Annotated in this window: 27 protein-coding genes, 1 tRNA gene and 2 pseudogenes; 12 read left to right on the top strand and 18 right to left on the bottom strand. The window is 71.1% G+C overall.

Annotation, left to right across the window (positions count from 1 at the left end; all coding sequences use genetic code 11):
• The first annotated feature begins 342 nt into the window (after nt 1-342).
• Nucleotides 343-1,041 carry a hypothetical protein gene (locus tag AB0L59_RS35095; RefSeq protein WP_365590713.1) on the top strand — a complete coding sequence of 233 codons (699 nt, stop codon included), beginning with the start codon at nt 343-345 and terminating at the stop codon, nt 1,039-1,041.
• Between the two features lie 482 nt (nt 1,042-1,523).
• Here the strand turns inward: AB0L59_RS35095 and AB0L59_RS35100 are convergent.
• Nucleotides 1,524-1,936, bottom strand: a pseudogene (locus tag AB0L59_RS35100) (helix-turn-helix domain-containing protein).
• A gap of 26 nt (nt 1,937-1,962) precedes the next feature.
• Here AB0L59_RS35100 and AB0L59_RS35105 point away from each other — a divergent pair.
• The 9 genes and pseudogenes from AB0L59_RS35105 to AB0L59_RS35145 form a co-directional block, all read left to right on the top strand.
• A pseudogene (locus AB0L59_RS35105) lies at nt 1,963-2,214 on the top strand (HGxxPAAW family protein); the annotation flags it as partial.
• A gap of 159 nt (nt 2,215-2,373) precedes the next feature.
• Nucleotides 2,374-3,261 (top strand): DUF2797 domain-containing protein, encoded by an 888-nt coding sequence (locus tag AB0L59_RS35110; protein WP_365590714.1) that lies wholly within the window; start codon nt 2,374-2,376, stop codon nt 3,259-3,261.
• Between the two features lie 98 nt (nt 3,262-3,359).
• Nucleotides 3,360-3,740 (top strand): antibiotic biosynthesis monooxygenase, encoded by a 381-nt coding sequence (locus AB0L59_RS35115; protein ID WP_365590715.1) that lies wholly within the window; start codon nt 3,360-3,362, stop codon nt 3,738-3,740.
• 107 nt (nt 3,741-3,847) lie between these two features.
• The gene (locus AB0L59_RS35120; protein ID WP_365590716.1) at nt 3,848-4,588 is read left to right on the top strand and encodes a response regulator transcription factor; all 741 of its coding nucleotides are present in this window, start codon (nt 3,848-3,850) and stop codon (nt 4,586-4,588) included.
• Nucleotides 4,585-6,273 (top strand): HAMP domain-containing sensor histidine kinase, encoded by a 1,689-nt coding sequence (locus tag AB0L59_RS35125; RefSeq protein ID WP_365590717.1) that lies wholly within the window; start codon nt 4,585-4,587, stop codon nt 6,271-6,273. Before AB0L59_RS35120 ends, AB0L59_RS35125 begins: the two co-directional genes overlap by 4 nt.
• Before the next feature lie 14 nt (nt 6,274-6,287).
• A complete protein-coding gene (locus AB0L59_RS35130; RefSeq protein WP_365590718.1) occupies nt 6,288-7,796 on the top strand; it encodes a bifunctional glycosyltransferase family 2/GtrA family protein in 1,509 nt (502 codons plus the stop codon).
• The gene (locus AB0L59_RS35135; RefSeq protein WP_365590719.1) at nt 7,793-9,961 is read left to right on the top strand and encodes a glycosyltransferase family 39 protein; all 2,169 of its coding nucleotides are present in this window, start codon (nt 7,793-7,795) and stop codon (nt 9,959-9,961) included. Before AB0L59_RS35130 ends, AB0L59_RS35135 begins: the two co-directional genes overlap by 4 nt.
• A gap of 67 nt (nt 9,962-10,028) precedes the next feature.
• The gene (locus AB0L59_RS35140) at nt 10,029-11,414 is read left to right on the top strand and encodes an MFS transporter (protein ID WP_365590720.1); all 1,386 of its coding nucleotides are present in this window, start codon (nt 10,029-10,031) and stop codon (nt 11,412-11,414) included.
• A 111-nt stretch (nt 11,415-11,525) separates the two neighbouring features.
• The gene (locus tag AB0L59_RS35145; RefSeq protein ID WP_365590721.1) at nt 11,526-12,287 is read left to right on the top strand and encodes a TetR/AcrR family transcriptional regulator; all 762 of its coding nucleotides are present in this window, start codon (nt 11,526-11,528) and stop codon (nt 12,285-12,287) included.
• A 26-nt stretch (nt 12,288-12,313) separates the two neighbouring features.
• Here the strand turns inward: AB0L59_RS35145 and AB0L59_RS35150 are convergent, their stop codons facing one another.
• The 4 genes from AB0L59_RS35150 to AB0L59_RS35165 form a co-directional block, all read right to left on the bottom strand.
• Nucleotides 12,314-12,784 carry a PPOX class F420-dependent oxidoreductase gene (locus tag AB0L59_RS35150; RefSeq protein ID WP_365590722.1) on the bottom strand — a complete coding sequence of 157 codons (471 nt, stop codon included), beginning with the start codon at nt 12,782-12,784 and terminating at the stop codon, nt 12,314-12,316.
• A gap of 49 nt (nt 12,785-12,833) precedes the next feature.
• The gene (locus AB0L59_RS35155) at nt 12,834-13,655 is read right to left on the bottom strand and encodes a YceI family protein (protein ID WP_365590723.1); all 822 of its coding nucleotides are present in this window, start codon (nt 13,653-13,655) and stop codon (nt 12,834-12,836) included.
• Nucleotides 13,656-13,756: 101 nt separating this feature from the next.
• Nucleotides 13,757-16,309: an MFS transporter gene (locus AB0L59_RS35160; protein ID WP_365590724.1), complete on the bottom strand. Its 2,553-nt coding sequence runs from the start codon at nt 16,307-16,309 to the stop codon at nt 13,757-13,759.
• Between the two features lie 13 nt (nt 16,310-16,322).
• Nucleotides 16,323-16,829, bottom strand: a complete 507-nt coding sequence (locus AB0L59_RS35165) for a MarR family transcriptional regulator (protein ID WP_365590725.1) — start codon at nt 16,827-16,829, stop codon at nt 16,323-16,325.
• A gap of 205 nt (nt 16,830-17,034) precedes the next feature.
• Here AB0L59_RS35165 and AB0L59_RS35170 point away from each other — a divergent pair, with 205 nt between their 5' ends.
• The gene (locus tag AB0L59_RS35170) at nt 17,035-17,232 is read left to right on the top strand and encodes a hypothetical protein (RefSeq protein ID WP_365590726.1); all 198 of its coding nucleotides are present in this window, start codon (nt 17,035-17,037) and stop codon (nt 17,230-17,232) included.
• 15 nt (nt 17,233-17,247) lie between these two features.
• Here the strand turns inward: AB0L59_RS35170 and AB0L59_RS35175 are convergent, their stop codons facing one another.
• From AB0L59_RS35175 to AB0L59_RS35215, 9 genes are all read right to left on the bottom strand, one after another.
• The gene (locus AB0L59_RS35175; RefSeq protein ID WP_365590727.1) at nt 17,248-17,835 is read right to left on the bottom strand and encodes a hypothetical protein; all 588 of its coding nucleotides are present in this window, start codon (nt 17,833-17,835) and stop codon (nt 17,248-17,250) included.
• A 266-nt stretch (nt 17,836-18,101) separates the two neighbouring features.
• Entirely contained in the window at nt 18,102-19,040 is a 939-nt protein-coding gene (locus AB0L59_RS35180) for an RNA polymerase sigma factor SigF (protein WP_365590728.1), read from the bottom strand.
• 327 nt (nt 19,041-19,367) lie between these two features.
• Entirely contained in the window at nt 19,368-20,336 is a 969-nt protein-coding gene (locus AB0L59_RS35185; RefSeq protein WP_365590729.1) for an RNA polymerase sigma factor SigF, read from the bottom strand.
• A gap of 140 nt (nt 20,337-20,476) precedes the next feature.
• Nucleotides 20,477-20,770 carry a Dabb family protein gene (locus AB0L59_RS35190; protein WP_365590730.1) on the bottom strand — a complete coding sequence of 98 codons (294 nt, stop codon included), beginning with the start codon at nt 20,768-20,770 and terminating at the stop codon, nt 20,477-20,479.
• Nucleotides 20,771-20,780: 10 nt separating this feature from the next.
• Entirely contained in the window at nt 20,781-20,960 is a 180-nt protein-coding gene (locus AB0L59_RS35195) for a hypothetical protein (RefSeq protein WP_365590731.1), read from the bottom strand.
• Between the two features lie 313 nt (nt 20,961-21,273).
• Nucleotides 21,274-21,358: transfer RNA gene (locus AB0L59_RS35200), tRNA-Ser, on the bottom strand.
• Nucleotides 21,359-21,403: 45 nt separating this feature from the next.
• The gene (gene tadA, locus AB0L59_RS35205; protein ID WP_365590732.1) at nt 21,404-21,835 is read right to left on the bottom strand and encodes a tRNA adenosine(34) deaminase TadA; all 432 of its coding nucleotides are present in this window, start codon (nt 21,833-21,835) and stop codon (nt 21,404-21,406) included.
• Nucleotides 21,836-21,891: 56 nt separating this feature from the next.
• On the bottom strand, nt 21,892-22,428 hold the full coding sequence (locus tag AB0L59_RS35210) for a hypothetical protein (protein ID WP_365590771.1): 537 nt from the start codon (nt 22,426-22,428) through the stop codon (nt 21,892-21,894).
• A gap of 290 nt (nt 22,429-22,718) precedes the next feature.
• On the bottom strand, nt 22,719-22,970 hold the full coding sequence (locus AB0L59_RS35215) for a hypothetical protein (RefSeq protein WP_365590733.1): 252 nt from the start codon (nt 22,968-22,970) through the stop codon (nt 22,719-22,721).
• A gap of 96 nt (nt 22,971-23,066) precedes the next feature.
• Between AB0L59_RS35215 and upp the strand changes: the two genes are divergently transcribed.
• Nucleotides 23,067-23,702, top strand: a complete 636-nt coding sequence (upp, locus tag AB0L59_RS35220; protein ID WP_365590734.1) for a uracil phosphoribosyltransferase — start codon at nt 23,067-23,069, stop codon at nt 23,700-23,702.
• 118 nt (nt 23,703-23,820) lie between these two features.
• Here the strand turns inward: upp and AB0L59_RS35225 are convergent, their stop codons facing one another.
• The 4 genes from AB0L59_RS35225 to AB0L59_RS35240 all read right to left on the bottom strand — a co-directional run bounded on the left by AB0L59_RS35225 (nt 23,821) and on the right by AB0L59_RS35240 (nt 26,119).
• Nucleotides 23,821-24,450: a LytR C-terminal domain-containing protein gene (locus AB0L59_RS35225; protein ID WP_365590735.1), complete on the bottom strand. Its 630-nt coding sequence runs from the start codon at nt 24,448-24,450 to the stop codon at nt 23,821-23,823.
• Between the two features lie 105 nt (nt 24,451-24,555).
• On the bottom strand, nt 24,556-24,852 hold the full coding sequence (locus AB0L59_RS35230; RefSeq protein ID WP_004943146.1) for a type II toxin-antitoxin system VapB family antitoxin: 297 nt from the start codon (nt 24,850-24,852) through the stop codon (nt 24,556-24,558).
• Between the two features lie 761 nt (nt 24,853-25,613).
• A complete protein-coding gene (locus AB0L59_RS35235) occupies nt 25,614-25,736 on the bottom strand; it encodes a hypothetical protein (RefSeq protein WP_365590736.1) in 123 nt (40 codons plus the stop codon).
• Nucleotides 25,737-25,798: 62 nt separating this feature from the next.
• Nucleotides 25,799-26,119, bottom strand: coding sequence for a hypothetical protein (locus AB0L59_RS35240; protein ID WP_365590737.1), 321 nt, complete (start codon nt 26,117-26,119; stop codon nt 25,799-25,801).
• Nucleotides 26,120-26,149: the final 30 nt, after the last annotated feature.

A 26,149-nucleotide genomic window follows, 5' to 3' on the forward strand; every position in this document is an offset into this window, starting at 1 on the left:
CACCGCTCGCGTGGCCTCCTTGGAACCTACGACAGCCCGCATGTCAAGCAGCGACTCGCCCACACTTCCCGGCGTCCCAACACCACTGCGGGTGACTGGATGTCAGAAGATCACCTGCAAGGGCTAAGTGCCCCTCAACTACCGCCAACAACAGCGACGTTGCGGACGCATCAGCTCCACTTCGGAGCGGCACAGAGGGCCTCCGTGTACCCGATCGGCCCCACAAAGCCGAGATCCCGAATTGCTCGATATGACAGCAATAGGGGGTGTTAGTACGTTAAATCACGTACCGGCTGCCACAGCGGGCGCTTTCCTCTCAGTCTCAGAAGGAGAACAAGCGGCATGTTCATGACCCGTTCCCACGCGATCGCCACGGCCGTTGCGGCCGCCGCGACACTGACCGCGACTGGTATCACCTACGCCTCGGCCGCCTCAGCGCCGGTTCCCCAGTCCGCCCCGGCGGCTGTCATGGGGGCACCGCTCGGTGGTCCCAGCACCCCGAACAACAACAACGAAGGCAAGGGCAACGAAGGAAGAGGAGGAAGAGAAGGAAGGGAGTTCCGCCCCCACTTCGAGGGCAGGATCTTCGTCAATGAGCGCGAATACTCCGGCCGCCCCGACGGCTGCATCACCGTCGTCAGCGGCCTGGGTGCCAGGACCCTCAACATCCGCAACGACAGCCACAACGTGGTCGAGGTCTTCCGCGGGGCCGTCTGCGACAACGGCGCCCCCATCGCCACCGTCGGCCCCCACAGTTCCGCCAACGGCGTCTGCCCGAGGTTCAAGGGCGAGGACGAGCACGAGCACGAGAACTGCGAGGAGCGCGAGCACCACGAGAACGGCGACCACGAGAACGGCGACCACGAGAAGGGCGAGCACCACGAGAACGGCGAGCACCACGAGGAGATGGAGGACGGCGTGAGGATCAAGAACGGAGTCGTCGCCAGCTTCCGCGTCATCTGCCGCCACGGATTCGGCGAGGGCGGCGGATTCGGTGGCGGATTCGGTGGCGGATTCGGTGGCGGATTCGGCGAAGACTAAAGCCGGCGACCGTCTGGTGCGCATGCTGGAGAACGCCGGCCCACCGGAATCGGGCCGGCGCCCTCCGGCTAGGCGCACAATACAGGATCCCGGCCCGCCGTAATCGGGCCGGATTCCTTTTCTGTAATGGCTGACGGGCCGTTGTCTGGGATGATGACCAAAGGCAACAACTACGCGGTCTCGTCAGCCACTCGGCGCCGGCATCGGTGATTTGCACCAACCGAACAGAATGGGGAAGCACGTTGGTCGTGTGAGTCGGCAGGTGTCGGGCGTGATTGCCGCACGTCAGTGCAGGCCGGTCGCCACGCCCCTCCCCGGGGCTTATATGACCTGGGTTCGCATCCTGCCGAGTGCGCAGGGACCAGAGGCTCCGGAGAGATCCGGGGCCTTTGGCGTTCGGTCGTCGACTACGGAGTGCCGCGGACCCGGGCGAACGCGGTGCGCTCGTCGGGGCCACGGGTGGGCGGCGCCGCCGTCGTGCGTCAGCACTCCTCGTCCGGGTCGTTCCGGTTCAGCTTCTCCAGGTATGTGTGCGCCAGGGCGGTGGCCCGGGTGAACCAGTCCGTGATGATCGCCAGTTCCTCGGGGTACGGCGGCCACCCGCACCCGGCGGCGGTCCGTGGGGTCGGGGCGGCGGGTGACATGGCCGGCGCGTTCGAGGCGGTTGAGGATGCCGGTGACCGCGCCGGTGGTGACGTGGCGCGGGCGGCGAGATCGCCGGCCGTCAGCAGGTCGTCGCCGGCCTCCAGGGCGAAGGCGAAACTGGTCAGGTCGGTGACGTTGAGACCCAGCCGCGGGCCAGCTCCTGCTGTCCGATCAGGTGGGCGGCGATGAGGTAGTCCATCGCCGACAGCGCCCGGGCCGGAGTGGCGGGTGGTCGCGGCGTGCCGTGCATCTTTCGAAATCCCTCCGTTGGCCGCGGGCGGGCCCGCCGTCGTGGCCGTGAGCGTCCTGGTGACGTGGGCGCTGCATCTGGCCGGCTGGGGCAAGCCGCCGGGGGTGTGGGCGCGGGGGCACTGGGGGATGCGGGTCCGGGACGCGCAGGCCCGGGAGGGTCATCCGGGGGGCGTCAGCTGCCGGCTGGCGGGGCGGGGGCGGCGGGCAGGGGTGGTGGTCGCGGCGGCGGGGCGGTCTACGGCTGCGGAATCGGCACCCCTGTCACCTGTCGAGTGAACGCGCTGTAGGCGAAGGACAGTTGAACGCGGACCGCACCGGACTCACGCTCGCGCATCACGGCAGCACGGACACCGACGCCCCTTCCGCCGCGCCCCCGCACAGCGCCGCTTGATCAACGGAAGCCGTTGTCGGACCCGGCCCCTACCCTGACGAGTGATGGCACACGTATGGAAGTGCACGGGACTGCGCTGGTCGCCCGAGGGGCCCGTGCTGATGTGGGACGGCGGGCGGCGCAGCGGGCTGCCCCGGGGAAAGCGGGTCGGCTTCGCGGTGCCGGAGGAGGGCGTGCGCACGTGTGTCGGGGCGCGCGGACATGCCTGCCCGGTGCGGGCCGTGGTGCCGGGGCGGAGCACGGGGGCCCGGTGCGAGGAGTGCGCGCGGCTGGACCGGGCGCACTCGGTGGCCGCCGACACGATCGCCGACGACCCGCGCCCGTACCGGGTGTATCTGGCGTGGTTCGGGCCGGGCCTGGTCAAGGTCGGCATAACGGGGCTCCAGCGTGGCAGTGCCCGGCTGCTGGAGCAGGGCGCCGTCTGTTTCAGCTGGCTCGGCACGGGCCCGCTGATGGCCGCCCGGCGCACCGAGGAGCTGCTGCGGGCCGCGCTCCAGGTGCCGGACCGGATTCCGTACGCCGAGAAACGGGCGGTGCGGTCGGCGTTGCCGGGGACCGAGGAGGAGCGTGCGACGGAGGTGCGGGCTCTGCATGCGCGGGCCGTGGCGCTCGGCGGATGGCCCGAGTCCCTGCGGCCGGAGCCCTGTGAAGTGATCGACCACGTGGAGGTGTTCGGGCTCGCCGACGCTCCGGCCGCGCTCGGGGAGGTGGTGGAACTCGTCCGCGGTGGCAGCGTGAGCGGTGAGCTGGTCTCGGCCGCCGGGCCCGATCTGCATCTGGCGGTCGCCGGCGGCCGACGAGGGGTCGTCGTCCTGGACACCCGGCTCATGACCGGGTGGGGCCTGGTGTCACCGGGCGCTTCGGACGCGGGGGCGAGTGAACTCGCCTTCCCAGTCCGGGAATTCACACAACGACCGGAGGGCCTGTTCTGAGGATTCCGGGGAGCGAAGGCAAAGACTCGGATCCCTTGCGGAGCCCTTTCGGCAAGGAGCGTGGACGGCGACCGGCCCCACACCCGACCGTGGTGGACATGAGCGATCGGACGGACGCAGCCGTACAGCCCACCTCTCTCCCCGAACCCCCTTACTACGCCGCCATCTTCACCTCCCTCCGCACCGACGACGACCCGGACGGGTACGCCCGCACCGCCGAGCACCTCTCCCGGCTCGTCCGCGAGGTCCCCGGCTTCCTCGGTGAGGACTCCGCCCGCACCCCGGGCGGCCTCTCGGTCTCCGTCGCCTACTTCCGGGACCTCGCGGGGATCGAGCGGTGGCGTGACCACCCCGCGCACCGCGCGGCCAAGCGGAGCGGCCGGGAGCGGTGGTACGAGCGGTACGCGATCCACATCGCACGGGTCGAGCACGGCCATGCCTTCAGCCGTCACAGTCCGACCGGAGGCCGCCCGGAGTGATCCCGATGCGCTTCCCAGGCGCCGCCTGAGAGGTGCCTGTGTGTTTCTCAGGGAAATCACAGATTCGGGAAAGCCTCCTCTCAGAGGACGGCGACAAGGTGTCCACCATGACCACGACCTCGCCCCAGGGGCGCACCGAACTGCTGAGGCCGGACGGGAGCCCCGTCCGAGTGCTTGTGGTGGACGACGAGCTGTCGATCACCGAACTGCTGAGCATGGCTCTTCGTTACGAGGGCTGGCAGATCAGGAGTGCGGGGGATGGACACGGAGCCATCCAGACCGCCCGTGAGTTCCGGCCGGACGCCGTCGTGCTCGACATGATGCTGCCCGACATGGACGGACTGACCGTGCTGGGGCGGCTGCGGCGCGAGCTGCCCGACGTGCCCGTGCTGTTCCTGACCGCCAAGGACGCGGTCGAGGACCGTATCGCCGGGCTCACCGCCGGCGGCGACGACTACGTCACCAAGCCGTTCAGCCTGGAGGAGGTCGTGGCCCGGCTGCGCGGGCTCATCCGGCGGTCCGGTGCGGCCGACCGGCGGTCCGACTCGGTGCTCGTCGTCGGGGACCTGACCCTCGACGAGGACAGCCACGAGGTGTCGCGGGCCGGGGACTCGATCCACCTCACCGCCACCGAGTTCGAGTTGCTGCGCTTCCTGATGCGCAACCCGCGGCGCGTGCTCAGCAAGGCGCAGATCCTGGACCGCGTCTGGTCGTACGACTTCGGCGGGCAGGCCAACGTCGTCGAGCTGTACATCTCGTATCTGCGGCGGAAGATCGACGCGGGGCGCGAGCCGATGATCCACACCCGGCGCGGGGCCGGCTATCTGATCAAGCCCGCCGTGTCATGAGCAGGCGACGACGGCCGGCCCCGCAGAAACGACGTGGGGGTCCCCCCGCTCGAGCGAAGTGGAGAGTGGGCGAGGGACAGCCGCGCACGCTGCGGACCCGGCTCGTCGTCGCGTCGGTGGTGCTGATCGCCGTGGTCTGCGCGGCGATCGGCACCGTCACCACCGTGGCGCTGCGCTCCCACCTGTACGACCAGCTGAACGGGCAACTCCGGGAGGCCTCCGCGCGCGCGGCCGGCGGACTGGGACCGATGCCGGACGGGCCGAAGAACAGTGGGACGCCGCCGGGCCGGCAGGGCGTCGGCCAGGCAGGCAAGCTGGGTGCGCTCAAGGCGACGAACCTCTCCGACTTCGTCAGGCGGGGACCGCAGCCCAGCGGGACCATCGCGGCGAAGATCGAGAACGGTGCCATCACCGAGGCCCTGGTCGGCCACAAGTCCAAGGACGACAACAACGTCACGCAGATGGGCGCCAAGCCGCTGATCACGGCCCAGATCAGCGCGCTCGGGGCGGTTTCCAAGGACAAGAAGATCCACCACGTCGAGATCCCCGGGCTCGGCGACTACCAGGTGCTGTACGTCGACGGCAACCTCGGCACGTACTACGTCGCCCTGCCGACCGCGGAGGTCGACGGCACCATCAACACCCTGATCCTCGTGGAGATCAGTGTCACCGCCGCCGGTCTCATCGTCGCCACGCTCGCGGGGACCGTCATCGTCGGCGTCGCCACCCGCCCGTTGCGCAAGGTCGCCAACACCGCCACCCGGGTCTCCGAACTTCCGCTGCACACCGGCGAGGTGAACCTCAGCGAGCGGGTCCCGGAGTCGGAGTGCGACCCGCACACCGAGGTCGGCCAGGTCGGTGCCGCACTCAACCGGATGCTCGACCACGTGCACGGCGCCCTGCACGCCCGGCAGCAGAGCGAGATGCGGGTACGGCAGTTCGTGGCCGACGCCAGCCATGAGCTGAGGACCCCGCTCGCCTCCATCCGCGGCTACGCGGAACTCACGAGACGCGGTCGCGAGCAGGTGGGCCCCGACACCCGGCACGCGCTCGGGCGCATCGAGTCCGAGGCGGGCCGGATGACTCTCCTGGTCGAGGATCTGCTCCTGCTCGCCCGGCTGGACGCCGGGCGGCCGCTGCAGTTCGAGCAGACCGACCTCATCCCGCTGGTCGTGGACACGGTCAGCGACTCCCGTGCGGCCGGCATGGACCACAACTGGCGGCTCGATCTGCCCGACGAGCCCGCCCTCGTCTCCGCCGACGCGGCCCGCATCCAGCAGGTGCTGGTCAACCTGCTCGGCAACGCCCGCAAGCACACGCCACCGGGTACGACCGTCACCGCGCGCGTGCAGCGGCGCGGGCCGTGGATGTGCGTCGACGTCGAGGACAACGGGCAGGGGATCCCACCGGAGCTGCTGCCGCACGTCTTCGAGCGGTTCGCGCGCGGGGACTCCGCGCGTTCGCGGTCCACGGGGTCGACCGGTCTGGGCCTCGCCATCGTGCAGGCGGTCGCGGCCGCGCACGGCGGTGCCGTGACCGTCGACAGCGACCCCGGCCGCACGGTGTTCACCGTGCATCTGCCCGCGCTCGCCCCGGCCGTCCCCCGGCCGGCGCCCGAAACCGACTGGCAATCGCACTCACAGGCACAGCACAGTGCCACCACACGGGTGCAACAGGGGGCTTGACGAGAGTCGGTCCCATGCGAACCGACTCTTCTCCCGGCACTCTGCCGGCGCGGGAGCACCTCCCGGCCGGAAACGCCGGTACGCCTGTCCTGGACGTAGTGATCCCCGTCTACAACGAGGAGAAGGACCTCCGGCCGTGTGTGCTCAGACTCCACGAGCACCTCACGCGCACCTTCCCGTACGCCTTCCGCATCACGATCGCGGACAACGCGTCCACGGACACCACCGCGCTGGTGGCGGCCCGGCTGGAGGCGGAGATCCCCGAGGTCACCAACTTCCGCCTGGAACAGAAGGGCCGGGGGCGGGCGCTGCGGACCGTGTGGTCGGCGTCGGACGCGCCGGTCCTCGCCTACATGGACGTCGACCTGTCCACCGATCTCAATGCCCTGCTGCCGCTGGTGGCGCCGCTGATCTCCGGTCACTCGGACCTCGCGATCGGCTCCCGGCTGGCCCGCAGCTCCCGGGTCGTCCGCGGTCCCAAGCGGGAGTTCATCAGCCGGGCCTACAACCTCATCCTGCGCGGCTCGCTGCAGGCGCGCTTCTCCGACGCGCAGTGCGGCTTCAAGGCGATCCGGCGGGATGTGGCACAGGTGCTGCTGCCGCTGGTGGAGGACACCGGCTGGTTCTTCGACACCGAGATGCTGGTGCTCGCCGAGCGGGCGGGCCTGAGGATCCACGAGGTTCCGGTCGACTGGGTCGACGACCCGGACTCCACCGTGCACATCGTCAAGACCGCGACCGACGACCTCAAGGGGGTGTGGCGGGTCGGCAAGGCGCTGGCCACCGGTTCGCTCCCGCTGGACCGGCTCACCCGGCCCTTCGGCGACGACCCGCGCGACCGCGAACTGACCAACGTCCCCACGGGGCTGGCCCGTCAGCTCGTCGGCTTCTGCGTGGTCGGCGGTCTGTCCACCCTCTTCTACCTCCTCCTCTACAGCGCCTTCCGGCAGTTCTCCGGTTCGCAGGTCGCCAACGCGCTCGCGCTGCTGGTCTCGGCGGTCGCCAACACGGCCGCCAACCGCCGGCTCACCTTCGGGGTGCGCGGCCGGGGCGGTGCCGTACGGCACCAGGCGCAGGGCCTGGTCGTCTTCGGCATCGGACTCGCCCTGACCAGCGGCTCCCTGGCCGCCCTGAACGCGGCCGGCGACCACCCGGCGCACTCCACCGAACTGGCCGTGCTCATCGCCGCCAACCTCGCCGCGACCGTGCTGCGCTTCCTGCTCTTCCGCGCCTGGGTCTTCCCGGACCGCGACGAGACCGGCACGGGCACCGGCTCGACGGTCGTCGCCGCGCACACCCCGTCCTCACCGGCCTACCGCCCGAGCCCGGCCCCCAGCACCCCGCCGCACGGCACGAGCGCTGCGTACCCGCCGCTGCCACACCGGCGGCCGGTGCCGTACGGGCAGCCCCACCAGACCACCCAGGTCCGCGCCGGTGAAGCCGTGGACGGCAGCTGGAGGGACGCCACCCTGCACCTGCAGCCGGTGCGCCCTCACGACACCGATCCGGGGGATCCCCGATGACGACCCAGTACGACCGGCACAGCGGTACGACCGTGTGGGGCCCACCCCCGACCGCTCCCCCGCGGGCAGCGCACGCACCGGACGCGCGCCGGGCCGGTGAGCCCGGGCAGCCGTTCGTGCGCCGGCTGTGGCGCGGCCGGCCCGAGGACCCGCGCTGGGCGCGCCCGGCCTTCCTCGGCCTGCTGGCCGCCACCCTCCTGCTCTACCTGTACAACCTCAGCGCCTCCGGCTACGCCAACTCCTTCTACTCGGCCGCCGTGCAGGCGGGCAGCACGTCCTGGAAGGCGTTCTTCTTCGGTTCGCTGGACGCGGGCAACGCGATCACCGTGGACAAGCCGTCGGCGTTCCTGTGGCCGATGGATCTGTCGGTCCGGATCTTCGGCCTGAACTCCTGGGCGATCCTCACTCCCGAGGTCCTCATGGGCGTCGGCGCGGTGGCGGTCGTCTACGCGGGCGTACGGCGCCGGTTCAGCCCCGCGGCCGGTCTGATCGCGGGCGCGGTGCTCGCGCTCACCCCCGTGGCGGCACTGATGTTCCGGTTCGACAACCCGGACGCGATGCTGGCCCTGCTGATGGCGCTGGCCTGCTACCTGGTCGTGCGGGCGGTGGAGGACGGCCGGACGAAGTGGCTGGTCGCGGCCGGGGCCGCGATCGGGTTCGCCTTCCTCGCCAAGACGCTGCAGGCCTTCCTGATCCTGCCGCCGCTGGCGATCGTGTACGCGGTGTGTGCGCCGGTCTCGGTGAGGAAGCGGTTCGGCCAGCTGGCCGCCGCCACCCTCGCGCTGGTCGTCGCGGGCGGCTGGTGGGTGGCGATCGTCGAGCTGTGGCCGGCCTCCTCCCGCCCCTACGTCGGCGGTTCGCAGAACAACAGCTTCCTGGAGCTGACCTTCGGCTACAACGGCCTCGGCCGGATCAGCGGCGACGAGACCGGCAGCGTGGGCGGCGGTGGCGGTGGAAACGGCGCCGGGCGCTGGGGCGCAACCGGCTGGGACCGGATGTTCAACTCCGAGATCGGCAGCCAGATCTCCTGGCTGCTCCCGGCCGCGCTGGTCCTGCTGGTGGCGGGGCTGGTGGCGACCCGGAAGCTGAAGCGGACGTCCGTGACGCGGGCCTCGTTCCTGGTCTGGGGCGGTTCGCTGCTGATCACCATGGTGGTCTTCAGCTACATGGCGGGCATCTTCCACCAGTACTACACGGTGGCCCTCGCCCCCTACCTCGCGGCCGTGACCGGCATGGGCGTCGGGCTGTTGTGGGAGAAGCGGCACGAGCTGTGGGCGTCGGTCACCCTCGCCGTCTCCGTCGTCGCGGCGGCGGCCTGGGGCTACGCCCTGCTCAACCGCACCCCGGCCTACCTTCCCTGGCTCAAGTGGCTGGTGCTGATCGGTGGGCTGGCGGCCGCGCTGGGTCTGATCTTCGCCGGCCGGATCCCCCGGCAACTGGCGCTCGCGGCGGCGGCAGTGGGCCTGGTGGCCGCAGTGGCCGGTCCGACGGCATACACCCTCAGCACGGTGAACTCCGCGCACACCGGCTCCATCCCGACGGCCGGTCCGGCGGGCGCGAGCATGATGGGCTTCGGCGGCGGCCGTCCCGGTGGCGGCAATGGCGGCGGCATGCCGGGTCAGCAGGGGCAGCAGAACGGCCGGCAGGGGCAGCAGAACGGCAACGGCTTCCCGGGTGGCGGCGGCTTCGCCGGCGGCATGCCGGGCCGGCTGGGCCGGCAGGGGCAGCAGAACGGCAACGGCTTCCCCGGCGGCCGGACGGGTGAGGGAGGCCGGATGGGCGGGGGCGCCGGCGGCCTGCTGAACGGTGCGAACGTATCCTCCGCCGCCAAGAAGCTGCTGGAGAAGGACGCCTCGAAGTACACCTGGGTGGCCGCGTCCACCGGTTCGCAGAACGCGGCCAGCTATCAGCTCGCCACCGGTGACCCGGTGATGGCGATCGGCGGCTTCAACGGCACCGACCCGTCCCCCACGCTGGCGCAGTTCGAGAAGTACGTGGCGGAAGGAAGGATCCACTACTTCATCGCGGGCGGCGGCTTCGGCGCGGGCGGCGGCGGCAACAGCGGCACCGCCTCCCAGATCAGCTCGTGGGTCCAGAGCACCTTCAAGAAGGTCACGGTCGGCTCGGCCACCTTCTACGACCTCACCCAGAAGACGACCGGCTGACCAGGGGCGACCGGCCGGCGAAAAAAGCTGTCGTACACCGTATAGGGACTGCTATACGGTGTACGACATGTCTGTGTCCCAAGGTCACCCCCAGCGCTGGCTGATCCTCGGCGTCATCTGCCTCGCCCAGCTCACCGTGCTGCTCGACAACACCGTCCTGAACGTGGCCATCCCCTCGCTCACCCGCGAGCTGCACGCGGCCACCTCAGACATCCAATGGATGATCAACGCCTACTCGCTGGTGCAGTCCGGGCTGCTGCTCACCGCCGGCAGCGCCGCCGACCGCTACGGCCGCAAGAAGATGCTCGTCGCGGGGCTCGCCCTGTTCGGCATCGGCTCGCTGGTGGCCGGACTCGCCGGTTCCACCGGCCAGTTGATCGCCGCGCGGGCGGGCATGGGCATCGGCGGCGCGCTGCTGCTCACCACCACGCTCGCCGTGGCCATGCAGATCTTCACGCCCGAGGAACAGCCGAGGGCGATCGGCATCTGGAGCGCGGTCGCCGCGCTCGGCTTCGCGGCGGGTCCGCTCGTCGGAGGGTTCGTGCTGAACCACTTCCGGTGGGGTGCGATCTTCCTGATCAACCTGCCGGTCGCGGTGCTGGGTCTGGTCGCGGTGGTGGCCCTGGTGCCGGAGTCGAAGAACCCCCGCGGCGACCGTCCGGACCTGCTCGGCGCGCTGCTGTCCACCATCGGCATGGCCTCGCTCGTCTTCGCGATCATCTCCGGCCCCCGCCACGGCTGGACCTCGGCGCGGGTGTTGGGCACGGTCGCCGTCGCGCTGGTCGTGCTCGGTGTCTTCGCCTGGTGGGAGAGCCGGGTGGCCGAGCCGATGCTCGACGTCCATTTCTTCCGGGACCAGCGGTTCACGGGTGCGGTGGCCGGGGCCGTGCTCATCACCTTCGGCATGGGAGGGGCGCTGTTCCTGCTGACCCAGCACCTGCAGTTCGTCCTCGGGTACGGGCCCTTGGAGGCGGGCCTGCGGACCGCTCCGCTGGCGTTGACCGTGGTGCTCCTCAACTTCACCGGGCTGTCGGCGAAGTGGTCCGGCCGACTGGGTACGCCGGTGTCCGTCGCGCTCGGGATGGTGCTGATGTCCTCCGGGCTGGTGGCCATCGCGGAGCTTGACTCCGGGGGCTACGGCGGGACACTGCTCGGCCTGCTGCTGATCGGGGCGGGGTGCGCGGTGGCCAACCCGGCGATGGCACACGCCGTCATGAGCGCGATTCCTCCGGAGAAGGCGGGGGTCGGGGCCGGTATCAACGGAACGTTGGCCGAGTTCGGTAACGGTCTTGGTGTTGCCGTGCTGGGTGCTGTGCTCAGCTCTTCCGTGGCGTCGGGGGAGTCGCTGGCGGCGGGGCTCGGGGCCGGTCAGCTGGTGGGGGCGGCGGCTGTGCTGAGCGGGGGGTTCGTCGCGGCGGCGTTGTTGCGGCGGGCGGAGCGGGTGGCCGCCTGAGAGCTCGGGGCGATGGGTAGGCGTGCGGCTGCGGCTTGTACCTGCTTGATCGCGCGGTTCCCCGCGCCCCCTTAGGTTGGTCCAGTGGCCGGAATCGAGAAAGGTGCGCCGGTGGTGAAAGACGCAGGAAGGTCGGCGCGGGCCAGTGTGTGGCTGGAGGAGAAGGCCCGCCGGGGCGGACGCGGCGGCGGCCAGCCCTCCGGACTCGACCGTGAGCGGATCACGACCGTGTCCGTACGCCTGCTGGACGCCGAGGGGCTCGCGAAGTTCTCCATGCGGCGGCTGGCCGCGGAGCTGAACGTCACCGCGATGTCCCTGTACTGGTACGTCGACACCAAGGACGACCTGCTCGAACTCGCCCTCGACGCCGCCTTCGGCGAGCTGCGGCTGCCCGACCCGGACGCCGCGGGGCAGGACTGGCGGGAGCAGCTGCGGGCGCTGGCCACCGAGTACCGGGCGCTGCTGGTGCGGCACCCCTGGCTGTCGCCGCTGGCGGGGCGCTATCTCAACATCGGCCCGAACTCCCTGGCGTTCTCCCGTGTGGTCCAGCGGGTAGTCCGCCGGGCCGGGCTGCCCGCGCACGGGGTGACCGGGGCGATCTCGGCGGTCTTCCAGTTCGTGTACGGCTACGGCACGATCGAGGCCCACTTCATCGCCCGGATCGCCGACACCGGGCTGAGCGCCGACGAGTACTACCAGCAGGCCATGGCCATGGTGGCCGAGGCCCCGGAGACCGCCGAGGCCGTCGAGGAGTCCAAGGACCTCATGGCGGCCCGCGGCGGGAACACGGTCGCCGAGATGCTGGACCGCGACTTCACCTTCGCCCTGGACCTGCTGATCGCGGGCATCGAGGCGATGGTCACCCGCGGCTGACGGCTTCCCCGTGCCGAGAGGCGCCGTCAGTGGTCGCTGACGAGCCGTGCCGGAAAGCCGCCGGTGGCGATCGGGCCCCAGCGTTCGGGTGTCACCCGGATGATGGACTTGCCCTGCTTGACCATCGCCGCGCGGTACTCGTCCCAGTCCGGGTGTTCGCCGGCGATGTTGCGGTAGTACTCGACCAGCGGTTCCACCGAGTCGGGGCTGTCGACGACCTCGGCCGTGCCGTCGATCTGGACCCAGGGGCCGTCCCACTCGTCGCTCAGGACGACCAGGCTGGCCCGCGAGTCGCGCTTGGCGTTGCGGGTCTTGGCGCGCTCGGGATAGGTGGACATGACGATCCGGCCCGAGTCGTCGACCCCGCAGGTCAGCGGGGAGGCCTGCGGCCCGCCGTCGGCCCTCCGGGTGATCAGCAGGGCGCGGTGCCGAGGCCGCACGAAGTCCAGCAGCTCGTCCAGCGATACACGGGTGTTGGTAGCGATGTTCGGTGCCATGGGGGCAGCCTAGGGGCAGTGCGTGCCCCTGTGGCTGACCCTGCTGTGCCTACGCCTGGGGAAGCGAGTCGCCCTGGACGGCCTGGATGTCCAGCTCCACCTTCAGCGTCGTGCCGATCGCGGCGATACCGGCCTGCAGCACCTGGTTGTAGTTCATCGCGAAGTCCTCGCGGTGCAGTTCCGCGGTGGCGCGGAAGGCGGCCCGCGTGCCGCCCCAGGGGTCGGCGCCGGTGCCGAGGTAGGCGAGGTCCAGGTCCACCGGTCGTACGACCCCGTGCATGGACAGCTCGCCGTGGACCGTCCAGCGGTCGGAGCCGGCGGCCGTCAGGCCGGTGGAGCGGTAGGTGATCTCCGGGTGCCGCTCCACGTCCAGGAAGTCACCGGACTTCAGGTGCGTGTCGCGCATGCCGTTGCCCGTGTCGATGGACGCGGCCTTGATCACCGCCTCCACGCGGGACTTGCCGACGTCGTCCGGCGCGATCTCGATCGTGCCTCCGAACTCGGTGAACCGCCCGTGCACGCTGGAGATCCCCAGGTGCTGGGCGACCGCGGCGACGGAGGAGTGCACCGGGTCGATGGTCCAGGGCCCGGGCGGCGGCAGCTCGGTCCCACCCTGCCGGGCCAGCGTGACCGTGCCGACCTCGGCCCGGCCGCTCGCGGTGACGATCGCGCTGGACGCGGCGGGCGCGTAGCCGACGGCCGTCACGATCACCGTGTACGCCCCCGGCGCCAGCTCGGTGGTGTCTCGTACGGCCCCCTCGGCGTCCGTCTCGGCGCGCAGCACCTGCGTGCCGGTCATGTCGGTCACCGTGACGACCGCGTGCGACACGGCCCACCCGTCCCGCGTACGGATCTTCGCGGTCAGTCCCATCCCGTTTTCTCCCTGCAAAGCCTTACAAACTGGTCATAGTGAACCGGCCCGTGGCGGGGGCATCTCCGCTCGGAGCGTGCCCCGCCACGGGCCGGCCGGAACTACTCGCCCGGGTGGGCGAGTTCGATGTCGTGGCCGTCGACTCCGGGGCCGGCGACGGTCAGCGCGGTGGCCACCGGCGGGTAGCCGGTCGCGATGACCGTGTACTCGCCGTTGTCCAGGTCGGTGAAGGCGTACGCGCCGTCCGCGCCGGTGGTGGCGGTGCCGACCACGTTGCCGGCCTGGTCGACCAGCGTCACCCGGGCGTCGGCCAGCGGGCCGTGCGGGGCCCGCACGACACCCTGGAGCTGGGCGCCGGCGTCCAGGTCGATCTCGGTCCGGGTGACCCCGGTGGCACCGATCTCGACCGGCAGCGCCCGCGGCCGGAAGCCGCTCGCGTTGACGGCCAGGGTGACCGTGCCCGGCACCAGGTCGGTGAAGGCGAACTGACCCTGCTCACCGGTGGCGGCGGTGGCCAGCAGGTCACCGCGCACGTCGGTGACGATCACCATCGCGTCCTTGACCGGCAGCGTGCTCGCGGCGGCCCGGACCACACCGGTCAGCCCGCTGGTGCCGCTGAGCAGGATGTCGTACGACAGCGGCTCCGCGCCCACCACGACGGTGGAGGCCTGCGGCTGGTAGCCGTCGGCGGAGGCGATCAGGACGTAGCTGCCCGTGCCGGGGGCGTCGACGGAGTAGGAGCCGTCGGCCTGGGCGACCGCTCGGCCAAGCTGGCGGCCGGCCAGCGAGATCAGGGTGACCGCGGCCTGCGGGACCGGGGCGCTCTCGGCGCCGCGGACGAAGCCGTGCACCGGGGTGCCGCCGCCCGGGCGGGGCTCGGCGATCGTGGCGACGGCGGTCGCCATCGGCTGGGCGGCCGTGGCCGCCGCCTCGGGAGAGCCGGCCGACGACACGACGGGCTCGGCCCAGCTGGGCACCTTCTGCTGTGCGGGTTCCTGCACGGTGTTCTCCACAAGGGTCTCGATGGAGGCGGCGGCTTCGGCGACCACGCCCGCCTTCTCCTGCGCGGCCTGGGCCAGCGCGCCGGTGGTCCGCAGCGGGACCTCCCTGATGAACAGCACCGTGAGGAACGCGATCAGGGCGAAGGGCGCCGCGTAGAGGAAGACGTCCGCGATGCCGTGGCCGTAAGCGGCCTCCAGCCAGGTGCGCACCGGCTTGGGCAGCGCGTTCATGTCGGGCAGGTCGCCCCCGCCCACGGCCTTGGCGGCGGCCGTCCGCGCCTTCGGGCTCAGGTCGAGGATGCTGTCCTTGGCGTAGTGCGTGATCCGCTCACTCATCACCGAGCCGAGCACGCCGACGCCCACCGCACCGCCGAGGGAGCGGAAGAAGCTCACCGTGGAGGAGGCGGCGCCCAGGTCCTTCGGGGCGACCTGGTTCTGCGTGGACAGGACCAGGTTCTGCATCATCATGCCGACGCCGATGCCCAGCAGCGCCATGTAGACGGACAGCTCCCAGTAGGGGGTGTCGTAGCGCATCAGGCCGAGCAGGCCCAGACCGGCCGTCAGGAACACACCGCCGGCGACCAGCCAGCCCTTCCAGCGGCCGGTGCTGGTGATGAACCGGCCGGAGACCATGGAGGCGACGAACAGACCGCCGATCATCGGGATGGTCATGACGCCGGACATGGTCGGGGACTTGTCGCGGGCCAGCTGGAAGTACTGCGAGAAGAACACGGTGCCCGCGTACATGCCGACACCGACGAACAGCGAGGCCGCCGAGGCCAGCGAGATGGTGCGGTTGCGGAACAGGCGCAGCGGGATGATCGGCTCGGAGGCCCTGGTCTCGGTGAACACGAACAGCAGCGCCAGCACGATCGTGCCGCCCACCATCGTGTACGTCTGCCAGGACAGCCAGTCGTACTTGTCGTTGGCGAAGGTCACCCAGACCAGCAGCAGCGAGGCGGCGGCGGTGATGAAGAAGGCGCCGGTCCAGTCGACCTTGACCTTCCGCTTCGTGACCGGCAGGTGCAGCGTCTTCTGCAGTACGACCAGCGCGATCAGCGCGAAGGGGATACCGACGAACAGGCAGTAGCGCCAGCCGAGCCAGGAGGTGTCGGTGATGACACCGCCGAGCAGCGGGCCGCCGACGGTGGCGACGGCGAAGGTGGCGCCGGTGTAGCCGGAGTAACGGCCGCGTTCCCGCGGGGAGATCATCGCGGCCATGATGACCTGCACCAGGGCGGACAGACCGCCGGCGCCCAGGCCCTGGATGACACGCGCGCCGATCAGCATCGCCGGGTTCTGCGCCAGACCGGCGACGACCGAGCCGATGACGTAGATGACCAGCGATATCTGGACGAGCGCCTTCTTGCTGACCAGGTCGGCGAGCTTGCCCCACAGCGGCACGGAGGCCGTCAGGGCGAGCAGCGCCGCGGTGACGACCCAGGTGTAGGCGGACTGACCGCCGCCGAGGTCCTTGATGATCGTCGGCAGTGCGTTGGTGACGATCGTCGAGGAGAGGATGGCGGCGAACAGGCCCAGAAGCAGGCCGGACAGCGCCTCCATGATCTGCCGGTGTGTCATCGGGGCATGCTCCGGGGAGCCTCCCCCGTGCTTGGCATGAGCCCGCACACCGGCTGGTGTGGTCGTTGCCATGGGCTTCCTTTTCTTACGTGCTTGCGGGTGTACGGGTGGTCTCTTCGACTACGGGGGCGGTCACGGCGGCCGGGAGCCGGAACTGGGTGGCCCGGCAGTCGCCGAAGGACTCGCGCAGGCGGGTCATCAGCCGGATCAGCTGGGCGACCTCGTCGTCGGTCCAGTCGGCGAGCCGCTCGGCGAGCAGGTGCGTGGTGCGCAGGGACAGCTCGTGCAGCAGCTCCAGGCCCGCGGGCGTCAGGCGCAGGATGCGCGAGCGCTTGTCCGCCGGGTCCGGGTGCCGCTCGATCCAGCCGCGTGCGGCGACGTGCGCGACATGCCGGCTGGTGACCGACATGTCCACGGCGAGCAGCTCGGCGAGCTTGCTCATGCGCATGTCTCCGTGGCGGCCGAGCAAGGTCAGCACGGCGGCCGAGCCGGCCGGACAGTCCGGCGGCAGGATCCGCCCCATGTCCCGTTTCACGGCACCGACGGCACTGAGCTGACGCGCCAGCTCTTCGAACTGCGCCTGCTCGGCCATCACACCTCCCGTATTCGTTGCTTGAGGCAACCTTAAGGCTGTTTGGTTGCTGCAGGCAAATAAGTCGGGGGCCAGTCGTGCAAAAACTTGGCAAAGGCAAGTGTTGCAAGCGTAAATATGCAGGTCGGTGCGGGTGAGGTGCCCCCGTCTGTCCCGGTGGCCCCGCACTTGGGTCGGTCACGCGGATTCGCTAGTGTCTCGGGCCATGGCTAACACCCAGGGCCCCCAGGGCAATTACGACCCCGCCGGCAGCACCCAGATGTTCCGCGCGTTCGTCGACGAGGCTCCCCAGGGGCGCCAGCAGCAGGCGGCCGCCCCCTCCGGTCCCCGCATCGGCTTGATCATCGGTGTCATCGTCGCCATCGCCGTGGTGGCCGGCGTCGCCTGGCTGGCGCTGAAGTAGGCCCGCTCCCGGCGATCACTCCCACTGGACGGACACGTCCCGCGTCTCGATGTGCATGCCGAGCGGCACGCGCCAGGCGTCGACGCACACCGTCCAGGTGGGGCGCTTGCGCGCGCCCGGCGCGATCGGCACCGGGAGGTCCACCGTCGAGTCGACCGTCCCCCAGTCGATGCCGAGCGCGCCGATGATGTGCGTGCCGAAGGTCACCGAGCCCGAACGCACAGCCGTGCCGCCCGAGTTGTGGAAGGCGACGGTCACCTTCTGGCACCAGCGCTGATCCGCCGCCTGCGTGTCCGGCCTGCCCCAGGAGAGTTCGGCGGGGGCAGGGGGTGTGCCAGGGCCGGGGGCCCGAGTCGGTGTGGCGGACGGCGGTGTCGTACGACCGCCGGTGCCGTCGCCTTCTCCACCGGTCGGGCTCGAGGTGCCGGGGGAGCCGTCGCCGCCGGGGCCGGTGGCGGTCTGCTCCGGGATGCCCGGGAGTCCCGAGGTGTCCCCGCCGGCCGATCCCGGCCTGCTCTGCGGGGAGCTGCGGCCGGGCGAGACCTGACCGCCGCGCGCGGTGCCGCTTCCCTCGCTGCCCTTGGGCCCGTCGAGCGGCACCATCGTCACCGATCCCGTCGGTGTGGCGGCGCTCGGACCGTGCTGTCCCCGGCCACCCGCCGAGCCGATCGCGACATAGCCGCCGCCCGGGCCCTGGCCCCCGCAAGCGGCCACGATCCCGCCCAGGACGACGACGGCCGCCGACGCTGCCGTAACGGCGCCTCGGCGGCCACGAGTCCATGTCGAACGTGTCGTTCGCGCGGTGTCGTCCGGCCCTGTCGCTCGCGGCATCGGGCCAGTGTCGCTGACGGTTCGTCAGATGGGAACCCTCAGTCCGAGATCAGGCCCTCCCGCAGCTGGGCCAGGGTCCGGGTGAGCAGGCGGGAGACGTGCATCTGGGAGATGCCGACCTCCTCGCCGATCTGCGACTGGGTCATGTTGGCGAAGAAGCGCAGCATGATGATCCGGCGCTCCCGGGGCGGGAGTTTGGCCAGCAGGGGCTTGAGCGACTCGCGGTACTCCACGCCCTCCAGGGCCGAGTCCTCGTAGCCGAGCCGGTCGGCGAGCGAGCCCTCGCCGCCGTCGTCCTCGGGGGCCGGGGAGTCCAGCGAGGAGGCGGTGTAGGCGTTGCCGACCGCGAGGCCGTCGACCACGTCCTCCTCGGAGACACCGAGCACCGCGGCCAGCTCGGTGACCGTCGGAGAGCGGTCCAGCTTCTGGGACAGCTCGTCGCTGGCCTTCGTCAGGGCGAGGCGCAGCTCCTGCAGGCGGCGCGGGACGCGGACCGACCACGAGGTGTCCCGGAAGAAGCGCTTGATCTCGCCGACCACCGTCGGCATCGCGAACGTCGGGAACTCCACGCCCCGTTCGCAGTCGAAGCGGTCGATCGCCTTGATCAGGCCGATGGTGCCGACCTGGACGATGTCCTCCATGGGCTCGTTGCGGGAGCGGAAGCGCGCGGCCGCGTAGCGCACCAGCGGCAGGTTGAGCTCGATCAGGGTGTCCCGGACGTAGGCCCGCTCGGGGCTGTTCTCGCCGAGCGCGGCGAGCCGCAGGAACAGGGAGCGGGACAGAGTGCGGGTGTCGATGTCCCCCGAGGCCGGCGGCGCCGGCAGGTCGTTGGCCGCCGGGACGGGCGGGGCCGGCACGGCGTCGAGGGCCGTGACGCCCTCGATGCCGTCGAGGACGTCGAAAGCGTCGAGCTCCTTGGGCGCTGCCTCGCTGGTCGCGGGCGTCAGCACCTTCGAGCTGCCCTGTTCTGCGGACATGCCACCCCCTTTGGGTCGCGGGACGGTCGTGGCGGGCGCCGCCTTTCGAGCAACGCAGCCTTCACCTGAATACCGGCGCCGAAGGCCCGGCAAACGCGTCTCCCGCAGAATGTCACATGTCGGCAACACGCTGTAGTGACATGTCGACATGCGAGATGCGAATCGGCCCAGGAAAGAAGGGGTCTGACGCCTTTTCGGGGCCCAACTGTCGGCATCAGCGCTGGTGAGCGATTCGCTCCCGGCGGTGAGGGATCGATCGGGTTTGCGATGCAGGGGGTGATCCCGGGCGTGCTCCCGTGCGCCCGCTGTGCTCCGCCTCGGATGCTTCTACGCGTCGATGCGATTCGCGGAGCGCAACCGCTGGAAGCTGCGGGCGAGGAGCCGGGAGACGTGCATCTGGGAGACGCCGAGTTCCGCGCTGATCTGTGACTGGGTGAGATTGCTGTAGTAGCGCAGGAGAAGGATTCTCTGTTCGCGCTCGGGGAGTTGGACGAGCAGATGCCGGACCAGGTCGCGGTGTTCCACGCCGTCCAGAGCCGGGTCCTCGTAGCCGATCCGGTCCAGCAGGCCGGGCAGTCCGTCGCCCTCCTGCGCCGCCTCCAGCGAGGTGGCGTGGTACGAGCGTCCCGCCTCGATGCAGCTGAGCACCTCGTCCTCGCTGATCCGCAGGCGCTCGGCGATCTCGGAGGTGGTCGGGGAGCGGCCGTAGAGCGTGGTGAGGTCCTCGGTGGCGCTGTTGACCTGTACCCACAGCTCGTGCAGCCGGCGCGGTACGTGGACCGTGCGGACGTTGTCGCGGAAGTACCGCTTGATCTCGCCGACCACGGTCGGCATCGCGAAGGTCGGGAACTGCACGCCCCGGTCGGGGTCGAAGCGGTCGATGGCGTTGATCAGGCCGATGGTGCCGACCTGGACCACGTCCTCCATGGGCTCGTTGCGGGAGCGGAAGCGGGCGGCCGCATAGCGCACGAGCGGGAGGTTCGCCTCGATCAGCGCTCCCCGCACCCGGTTGTGCTCCGGTGTGCCCGGCTTGAGCTCCTTCAGCTCGCCGAAGAGCACCTGGGTGAGGGCACGGGTGTCGGCACCGCGCCGCTTCTCGGGTGCCGTGGGGTCGGGATCGGAGGGGGGATCGGAGGGGGGAGAGGGGGCGGAATCGGGGGGAGGGGAGGGTGTGGAATCAGGAGGAGGAGAGGGGGCGGAGGAGGAGGCGGCTGCCTCCTCCTGAGGCGGCGCGGTACTGGCCGACACGGTCAACGCCACCTCTCCCTCGGTCCATGATCCGTCAAAAGCGGTCATAGCATCACAAGACATGTGCACTGTGTGCAAGCACCGCATAACGCCGTGTTGTGTTCAAACATCGACAAGTTGGGCGCGAGACGCACGAAAGCCCCCCGCCGTTCCGGCGGAGGGCTGTGTCCCCCAAAGGGGCAGGGGGCTCAGAACTCGTAGTCGGCGATCACCCACGTGGCGAACTCGCGCCACAGCGCGACGCCCGCCTGATGGGCGGGGTGCTCCAGATACCGCTTGAGGGCGGCGGTGTCCTCGACCGCCGAGTTGATCGCGAAGTCGTAGGCGATCGGCCGCTCGCTGATGTTCCAGGCGCACTCCCAGAAGCGCAGCTCCTCGATCTGGCCGCCGAGCGCCCCGAAGGCCTCCGCGCCCGCGACGACCCGCGGATCGTCGCGCTCGACGCCCTCGTTGAGCTTGAAGAGGACCAGATGGCGGATCATGGGGCGTACCTCAGCTCTTTCCTCCGTTGGCGGCCCAGGTCATGAACTGGCCGATGGCCTTGGCCGCGTCCGATATGCCCTCGAAGCCTATCTGGACGTAGTCGGCCGCCTTGGCCGGGTCCGTGATGATCACGTACAGCGCGAAGACCACGAGCGCGTACACGGCGATCTTCTTGGCGTTCACCGCCACCGCGGCCTCCCCTGTACTTGCGTCCTGTGGGCCCCCTGCTGCCGGCGGCGAGTGTAACCTTCACGCCCCTTTGAAGGACCAACGGCCCGCCGTCCGAGGTCGTTTGCCGGGCCCCGGCGGCCGCGGCCGGCAACACGACGGGAGCGGAGCCCGCGGGTCCGGCCGGAACGGGCGGGGCGGGGACGGGTCCCCGACCGCGGGGTCCGGGCCGCGGCATCCCCCCGGAAACGGTGCGCACTTGAGTGTCCGGTCCCCTGCGTCCCTCCTCGGGAGGCACGAAGGGCCCCGTCTTTCGACGAGGCCCTTCTTACAGCGGTAGCGGAGGGATTTGAACCCTCGGTGACTTGCGCCACACTCGCTTTCGAGGCGAGCTCCTTCGGCCGCTCGGACACGCTACCGAGGGAGACCTTACAGCAAGGTGGGGCATGGTTTGAAATCGGTATTCACCGGCTCCGGAAAAACTCGGTGAGCGGTGCGGCGCACTCCGCCGCCAGAACACCCTCGACGACCTCCGGGCGGTGATTGAGCCGCCGGTCCCGGATCACGTCCCACAGCGAGCCCGCCGCGCCCGCCTTCTCGTCCCGGGCGCCGTAGACGACCCGGTCGACGCGGGACTGCACGATCGCGCCCGCGCACATCGTGCAGGGCTCCAGGGTGACCACGAGCGTGCAGCCGGTCAGCCGCCACTCCCCGAGCAGGGCGGCCGCACGCCGGATCGCGAGGACCTCGGCGTGGGCCGTGGGATCGCCGGTGGCCTCGCGCTCGTTGTGCCCGGTGGCGAGCACCGTCGTACCGTCCGGCGCCAGCACGACGGCGCCGACGGGTACGTCCCCGCCACGGACGGCCCGTTCGGCCTCGGCCAGGGCGAGTCGCATCGCGGCCCGCCAGCGGTCGCGTACCGGATCCGGTGCGGCCGGTGTGTTCTCGATGGTCAGCGGACGGTCTCCAGGACCTCCGAGGCGCCCAGGGCCTCGGCGATCGCGCCGAGCGCGTCCTCGGCGTCCAGCGAGCGCAGCTCCTTCTCGCCGATGCCCAGGTCGTAGAGGATCTGGCTGTCGCCCACCGGGCTGTGCGGGACCGCGTCCGCGGCGGTGCCCTCCTCGTCGTCCCCGTCGTCCTCGGACTCGCCGTCCTCCGTGCCGTCGAGGTCCAGGGAGTCCAGGTCGGGGCCGTCGTCGGCACCCGGCTCCCGGCCGAGCAGCTCGTCGGTGAGCAGCAGCTCGCCGTACGCGCTGCGCTGGGCGGCGGCCGCGTCCGACACGTAGATGCGAGGGTCGTCCTCGCCGTCCACGCGGACGACACCGAACCAGGCGTCCTCCTGCTCGATCAGGACGAGCACCGTGTCCTCTTCGGGAGAGGCCTCCCGGGCCAGGTCGGCCAGATCCGACAGGGTTTCCACATCGTCGAGCTCTGTGTCGCTCGCTTCCCACCCGTCTTCGGTGCGCGCGAGCAGTGCGGCGAAGTACACCGTGACTCTCCCACTGGTCATAGGCGTGCCGGTTGGGGGTCCCCCCGGCGGAGGTACTTGGGCGGAGAGAGCTGGGCTCCGAGCCCCACCCACTCGGAATCGTGGCAGAAACAAGGCGCTCAGGGGACGTCTTCGGCTCCCTGTGTCTTGCAGCCACCTGCGGATCGTACGCGGCTTTTCCAGGCACTCACGCACCCCCGCCACGCAAACGCCCGGTGCGGGCGCGGATCTTCCTTACCCAGAACTTCCTTACCGGGTCTTGCCCAAGCGGGTTCCTCCCTGCAGACGGCCTACCAGCGAAACGTCCGCATGCGCATCTCGTGACGCAGCCGGGCGGCCTTGGCGCGCCGCGGCTGGACCCGGGCACGCAGCTCACGGGCCTCGGCGAGGTCACGCAGGAACTGGGCGCGCCGACGCCGGCGCTCGGCGTCCGCCTCGGGTGCGCCGGCCCCCCGTATCGCGGGCTCGCCGGTGCCCCCGGATTCCTTCGCGTCGCCGGGCGCGTCCTCGGGAAGGTCAGGCAGGTCAGGCAGGTCAGGCACGTCACACCACCCCAGTTCCGTCCTTCCCACTTTCCCTCGGACGGCCGCTTTGACGCCAGGGCCGCCGGGGTGTCGGTCGCGGGTACCGTTAGGGGCATGCGTCTCCATGTCGTCGACCACCCCCTGGTCGCTCACAAGCTCACCACGCTGCGCGACCAGCGCACCGACTCCGCGACCTTCCGCCGGCTGGCCGACGAGCTGGTCACCCTGCTGGCCTACGAGGCCACGCGCGACGTGCGCACCGAGGCCGTCGACATCCGGACGCCGGTCGCGCGGACCACCGGGGTCAAGCTCGCCCGGCCCCGCCCGCTGGTCGTCCCGATCCTGCGCGCGGGCCTCGGCATGCTGGACGGCATGGTCCGGCTGCTGCCGACCGCCGAGGTCGGCTTCCTGGGCATGATCCGCAACGAGGAGACGCTGCAGGCCTCCACCTACGCCTCGCGCATGCCGGAGGACCTCTCGGGCCGCCAGGTGTACGTCCTGGACCCGATGCTGGCCACGGGCGGCACGCTGGTCGCGGCGATCCAGGAGCTGATCAAGCGGGGCGCGGACGATGTGACCGCCGTGGTGCTGCTCGCCGCTCCTGAGGGCGTCGCGGTGATGGAGCGGGAGCTGGCGGGGACGCCGGTGACGGTGGTGACGGCGGCCGTGGACGACCACCTGAACGAGCTCGGGTACATCGTGCCGGGGCTGGGGGACGCGGGGGATCGGCTTTACGGGGCTGCTGAGTAGGTTTCCGCGCCCGTGGGGGTGCCGGTCGATCGCCGTTCGCGGGTGCGCGGCGCGGTCGCCCGTGGCGCCGGCGCCGCATGTGTCGACACGGCCCGGCGCCCCCCAGGGGAGGCGCTCGTCAGCAGCTCTTCTTCGGAGAAGCCGTCGGGTCGGGCGCCGCCAGCCTGGTCAGGGCCTGGTCCGACGCCGCCCGCTGGGTCAGGTTTTTGAAGCCGTCGCCGAGGATGAGGTCCAGGTCGGTGCCCTTGCGGGTGTCGGTGCGCTGCTCGGCGCCGGAGAGCTGGGTGCCGAGTACCGGCAGCGAGGTGTTCCGGGCCGAGGCGGGCCCGAGGAGCATCCCGGTGCTCTTGACCTTCTTGTCGAACTGCTTGCTGGCGTTGCCCACGGCGCCGATCTTGAAGCCGCGCTTCTTCAGCTCGTCCGCGGTGTCCTTGGCGAGACCGGTGCGGTCGGTGGCGTTGTAGACGTTCACGGTGATCTCGCCCGGCTTCGGCAGGGCCTTCACCTGAGTGGCCGTGGCCGCCTCGGGACGGCAGCCCGTCTTCGAGCTCGCCGTCGTGCTCTTCTTGCCGCCGGTGAAGACGTCGATGAGCTGCAGGGTGCCCCAGCCGATCAGGCCGAGCGCGGCGACGGACGCCACCACGGCGGCCACGAGCCTGCCGCGTCGGCGCGGCGGACGCATCCGGGGGTATTTGTCCCCGGTGATCCGGTACTGGCCGCCCATGCCAGGGGGAGTGAGCATGCTCATGGGCGCAGCGTAGTGCGCGCGAGCGGCGATGCCTATTAGATGATCAGTCGATGCCGCTCAGCGGAACCCGAAAGGGTCAAGGGTCAACAGCCCTGTCGCGCCGGGTCAGTCGAGTTCGAGCACGCGCGCGTGCAGCACCTGGCGCTGCTGGAGGGCGGCGCGGACCGCGCGGTGCAGTCCGTCCTCCAGGTAGAGGTCGCCCTGCCACTTGACGACGTGTGCGAAGAGGTCGCCGTAGAACGTCGAGTCCTCCGCCAGCAGGGTCTCCAGGTCGAGCTGCTGTTTGGTGGTCACGAGCTGATCGAGGCGGACCGGGCGCGGCGCGACGTCCGCCCACTGCCGGGTGCTTTCCCGGCCGTGGTCGGGGTACGGCCGGCCGTTTCCGATGCGCTTGAAGATCACACGGAAAGCCTACCGGTCAAGACGTTCCGGGCGCAGCCATGGCGGCGGAGTGCGGCGCTTGAAAAGATGCCACAAAAGGGCCATAAGCGCTGCTAGCAGGACCAGGCGGCCGGGACGAGCGGCAGCGAGACCGGGCCCGGATCCGCTCCGGCACTCCCCGCCGAACCGCGAAGACCGCCTCCGGATACGCCTTCTGGGGCTCGGCTCCCGACCCTGGCGCCCTCCTGCGGGAGGGCAACGTCACCCGGATGCCCCGGTCCGCGTTCCGCTGTCCGTGCGCAGCCGCCACCGTCCGGTCGCGGCGCCGCCGGTGTTCCCCGCGGACGCCACGGGGCGGCCTGCACGGTGCGCCGCGGCGGATTTCCTCCGTACGGCGGAGGCCGGTCGGGGGATCGTCCCGGTCCCCGGAGTCCCGGCGGTGCAGGACGGGCCGGTACGGCGAGGGACTGCTGACCGGTCCGGGTGCCGGCGTCCGAGGTGGCCGTCCTCGGCGAGAGCGGCGCCCCAACCCCCCGGTCGCCGTTGTGCACAGGCTGTGGACCGCGAGGCGGCGCACGAGCAGCCGAGCGCCCGGCCGGAACCGGAGACCGCCCTGCCGACGCGGCCCGCCAAGGAGGTGCCGTCGCCGGTCGAACAGGTTCGCAGCAGCGGTATGTTCAGGGTCGCCGGCCCGCTCGGTCGCCACCCGGCGCGGCCGCGGGCCCACCCGTTCCCCGTGCGGCACCGGCGGAGGCGGTGGCCCGCCCCCGCCGGTGCCGGGTTCAGCGGCCGCGTTCCTGGGGCGTCCGCCGGGGTTCTTCCTTCTGTTCCGGCCTCGGTGCCGAGGCACGCCTGGCCTCCGCGCGCAGCAGGGCGCGCAGCACGGCGTAGGGATCCATGGGCATGTGGTGCTGCTCCTTGCGTCTGACTGACCAGTTGACCGACCTGTCGCGGGGACGCGGGTAGGTCAGCAGCGCAGGACGACCGTGCGGAGCAGGGTCGGGGCGTACGGCACCCGCGGCGTGGCGGGGCACGCGCGGGCCGCCGGGCGCGCGGGCGCCGGGTCGGGCAGGGCTGCGGGGCGCTCCAGTACGTCGTCCCGGTGTACGGCGGGGGCGGTCGGCCGCAGCAGCGTGTCGAGGACGTCGTGCTCGAAGGTCTCGGCGGACGCGCCGAACGCGGGGGCCGCCTGGGCCTGCGCATGGGCGCAGGGCACCCACAGGGCGAGGAGCAGCACGAGCACCCGCAGCCAGGTACGGCTGCGGGTGCGGCCCGCTCTCCCGCTCACGGCAGGTGTCTGCCACGTAGGGGCGGCGAG

Source organism: Streptomyces sp. NPDC052109 (assembly GCF_040680195.1).
Lineage (GTDB): Bacteria > Actinomycetota > Actinomycetes > Streptomycetales > Streptomycetaceae > Streptomyces.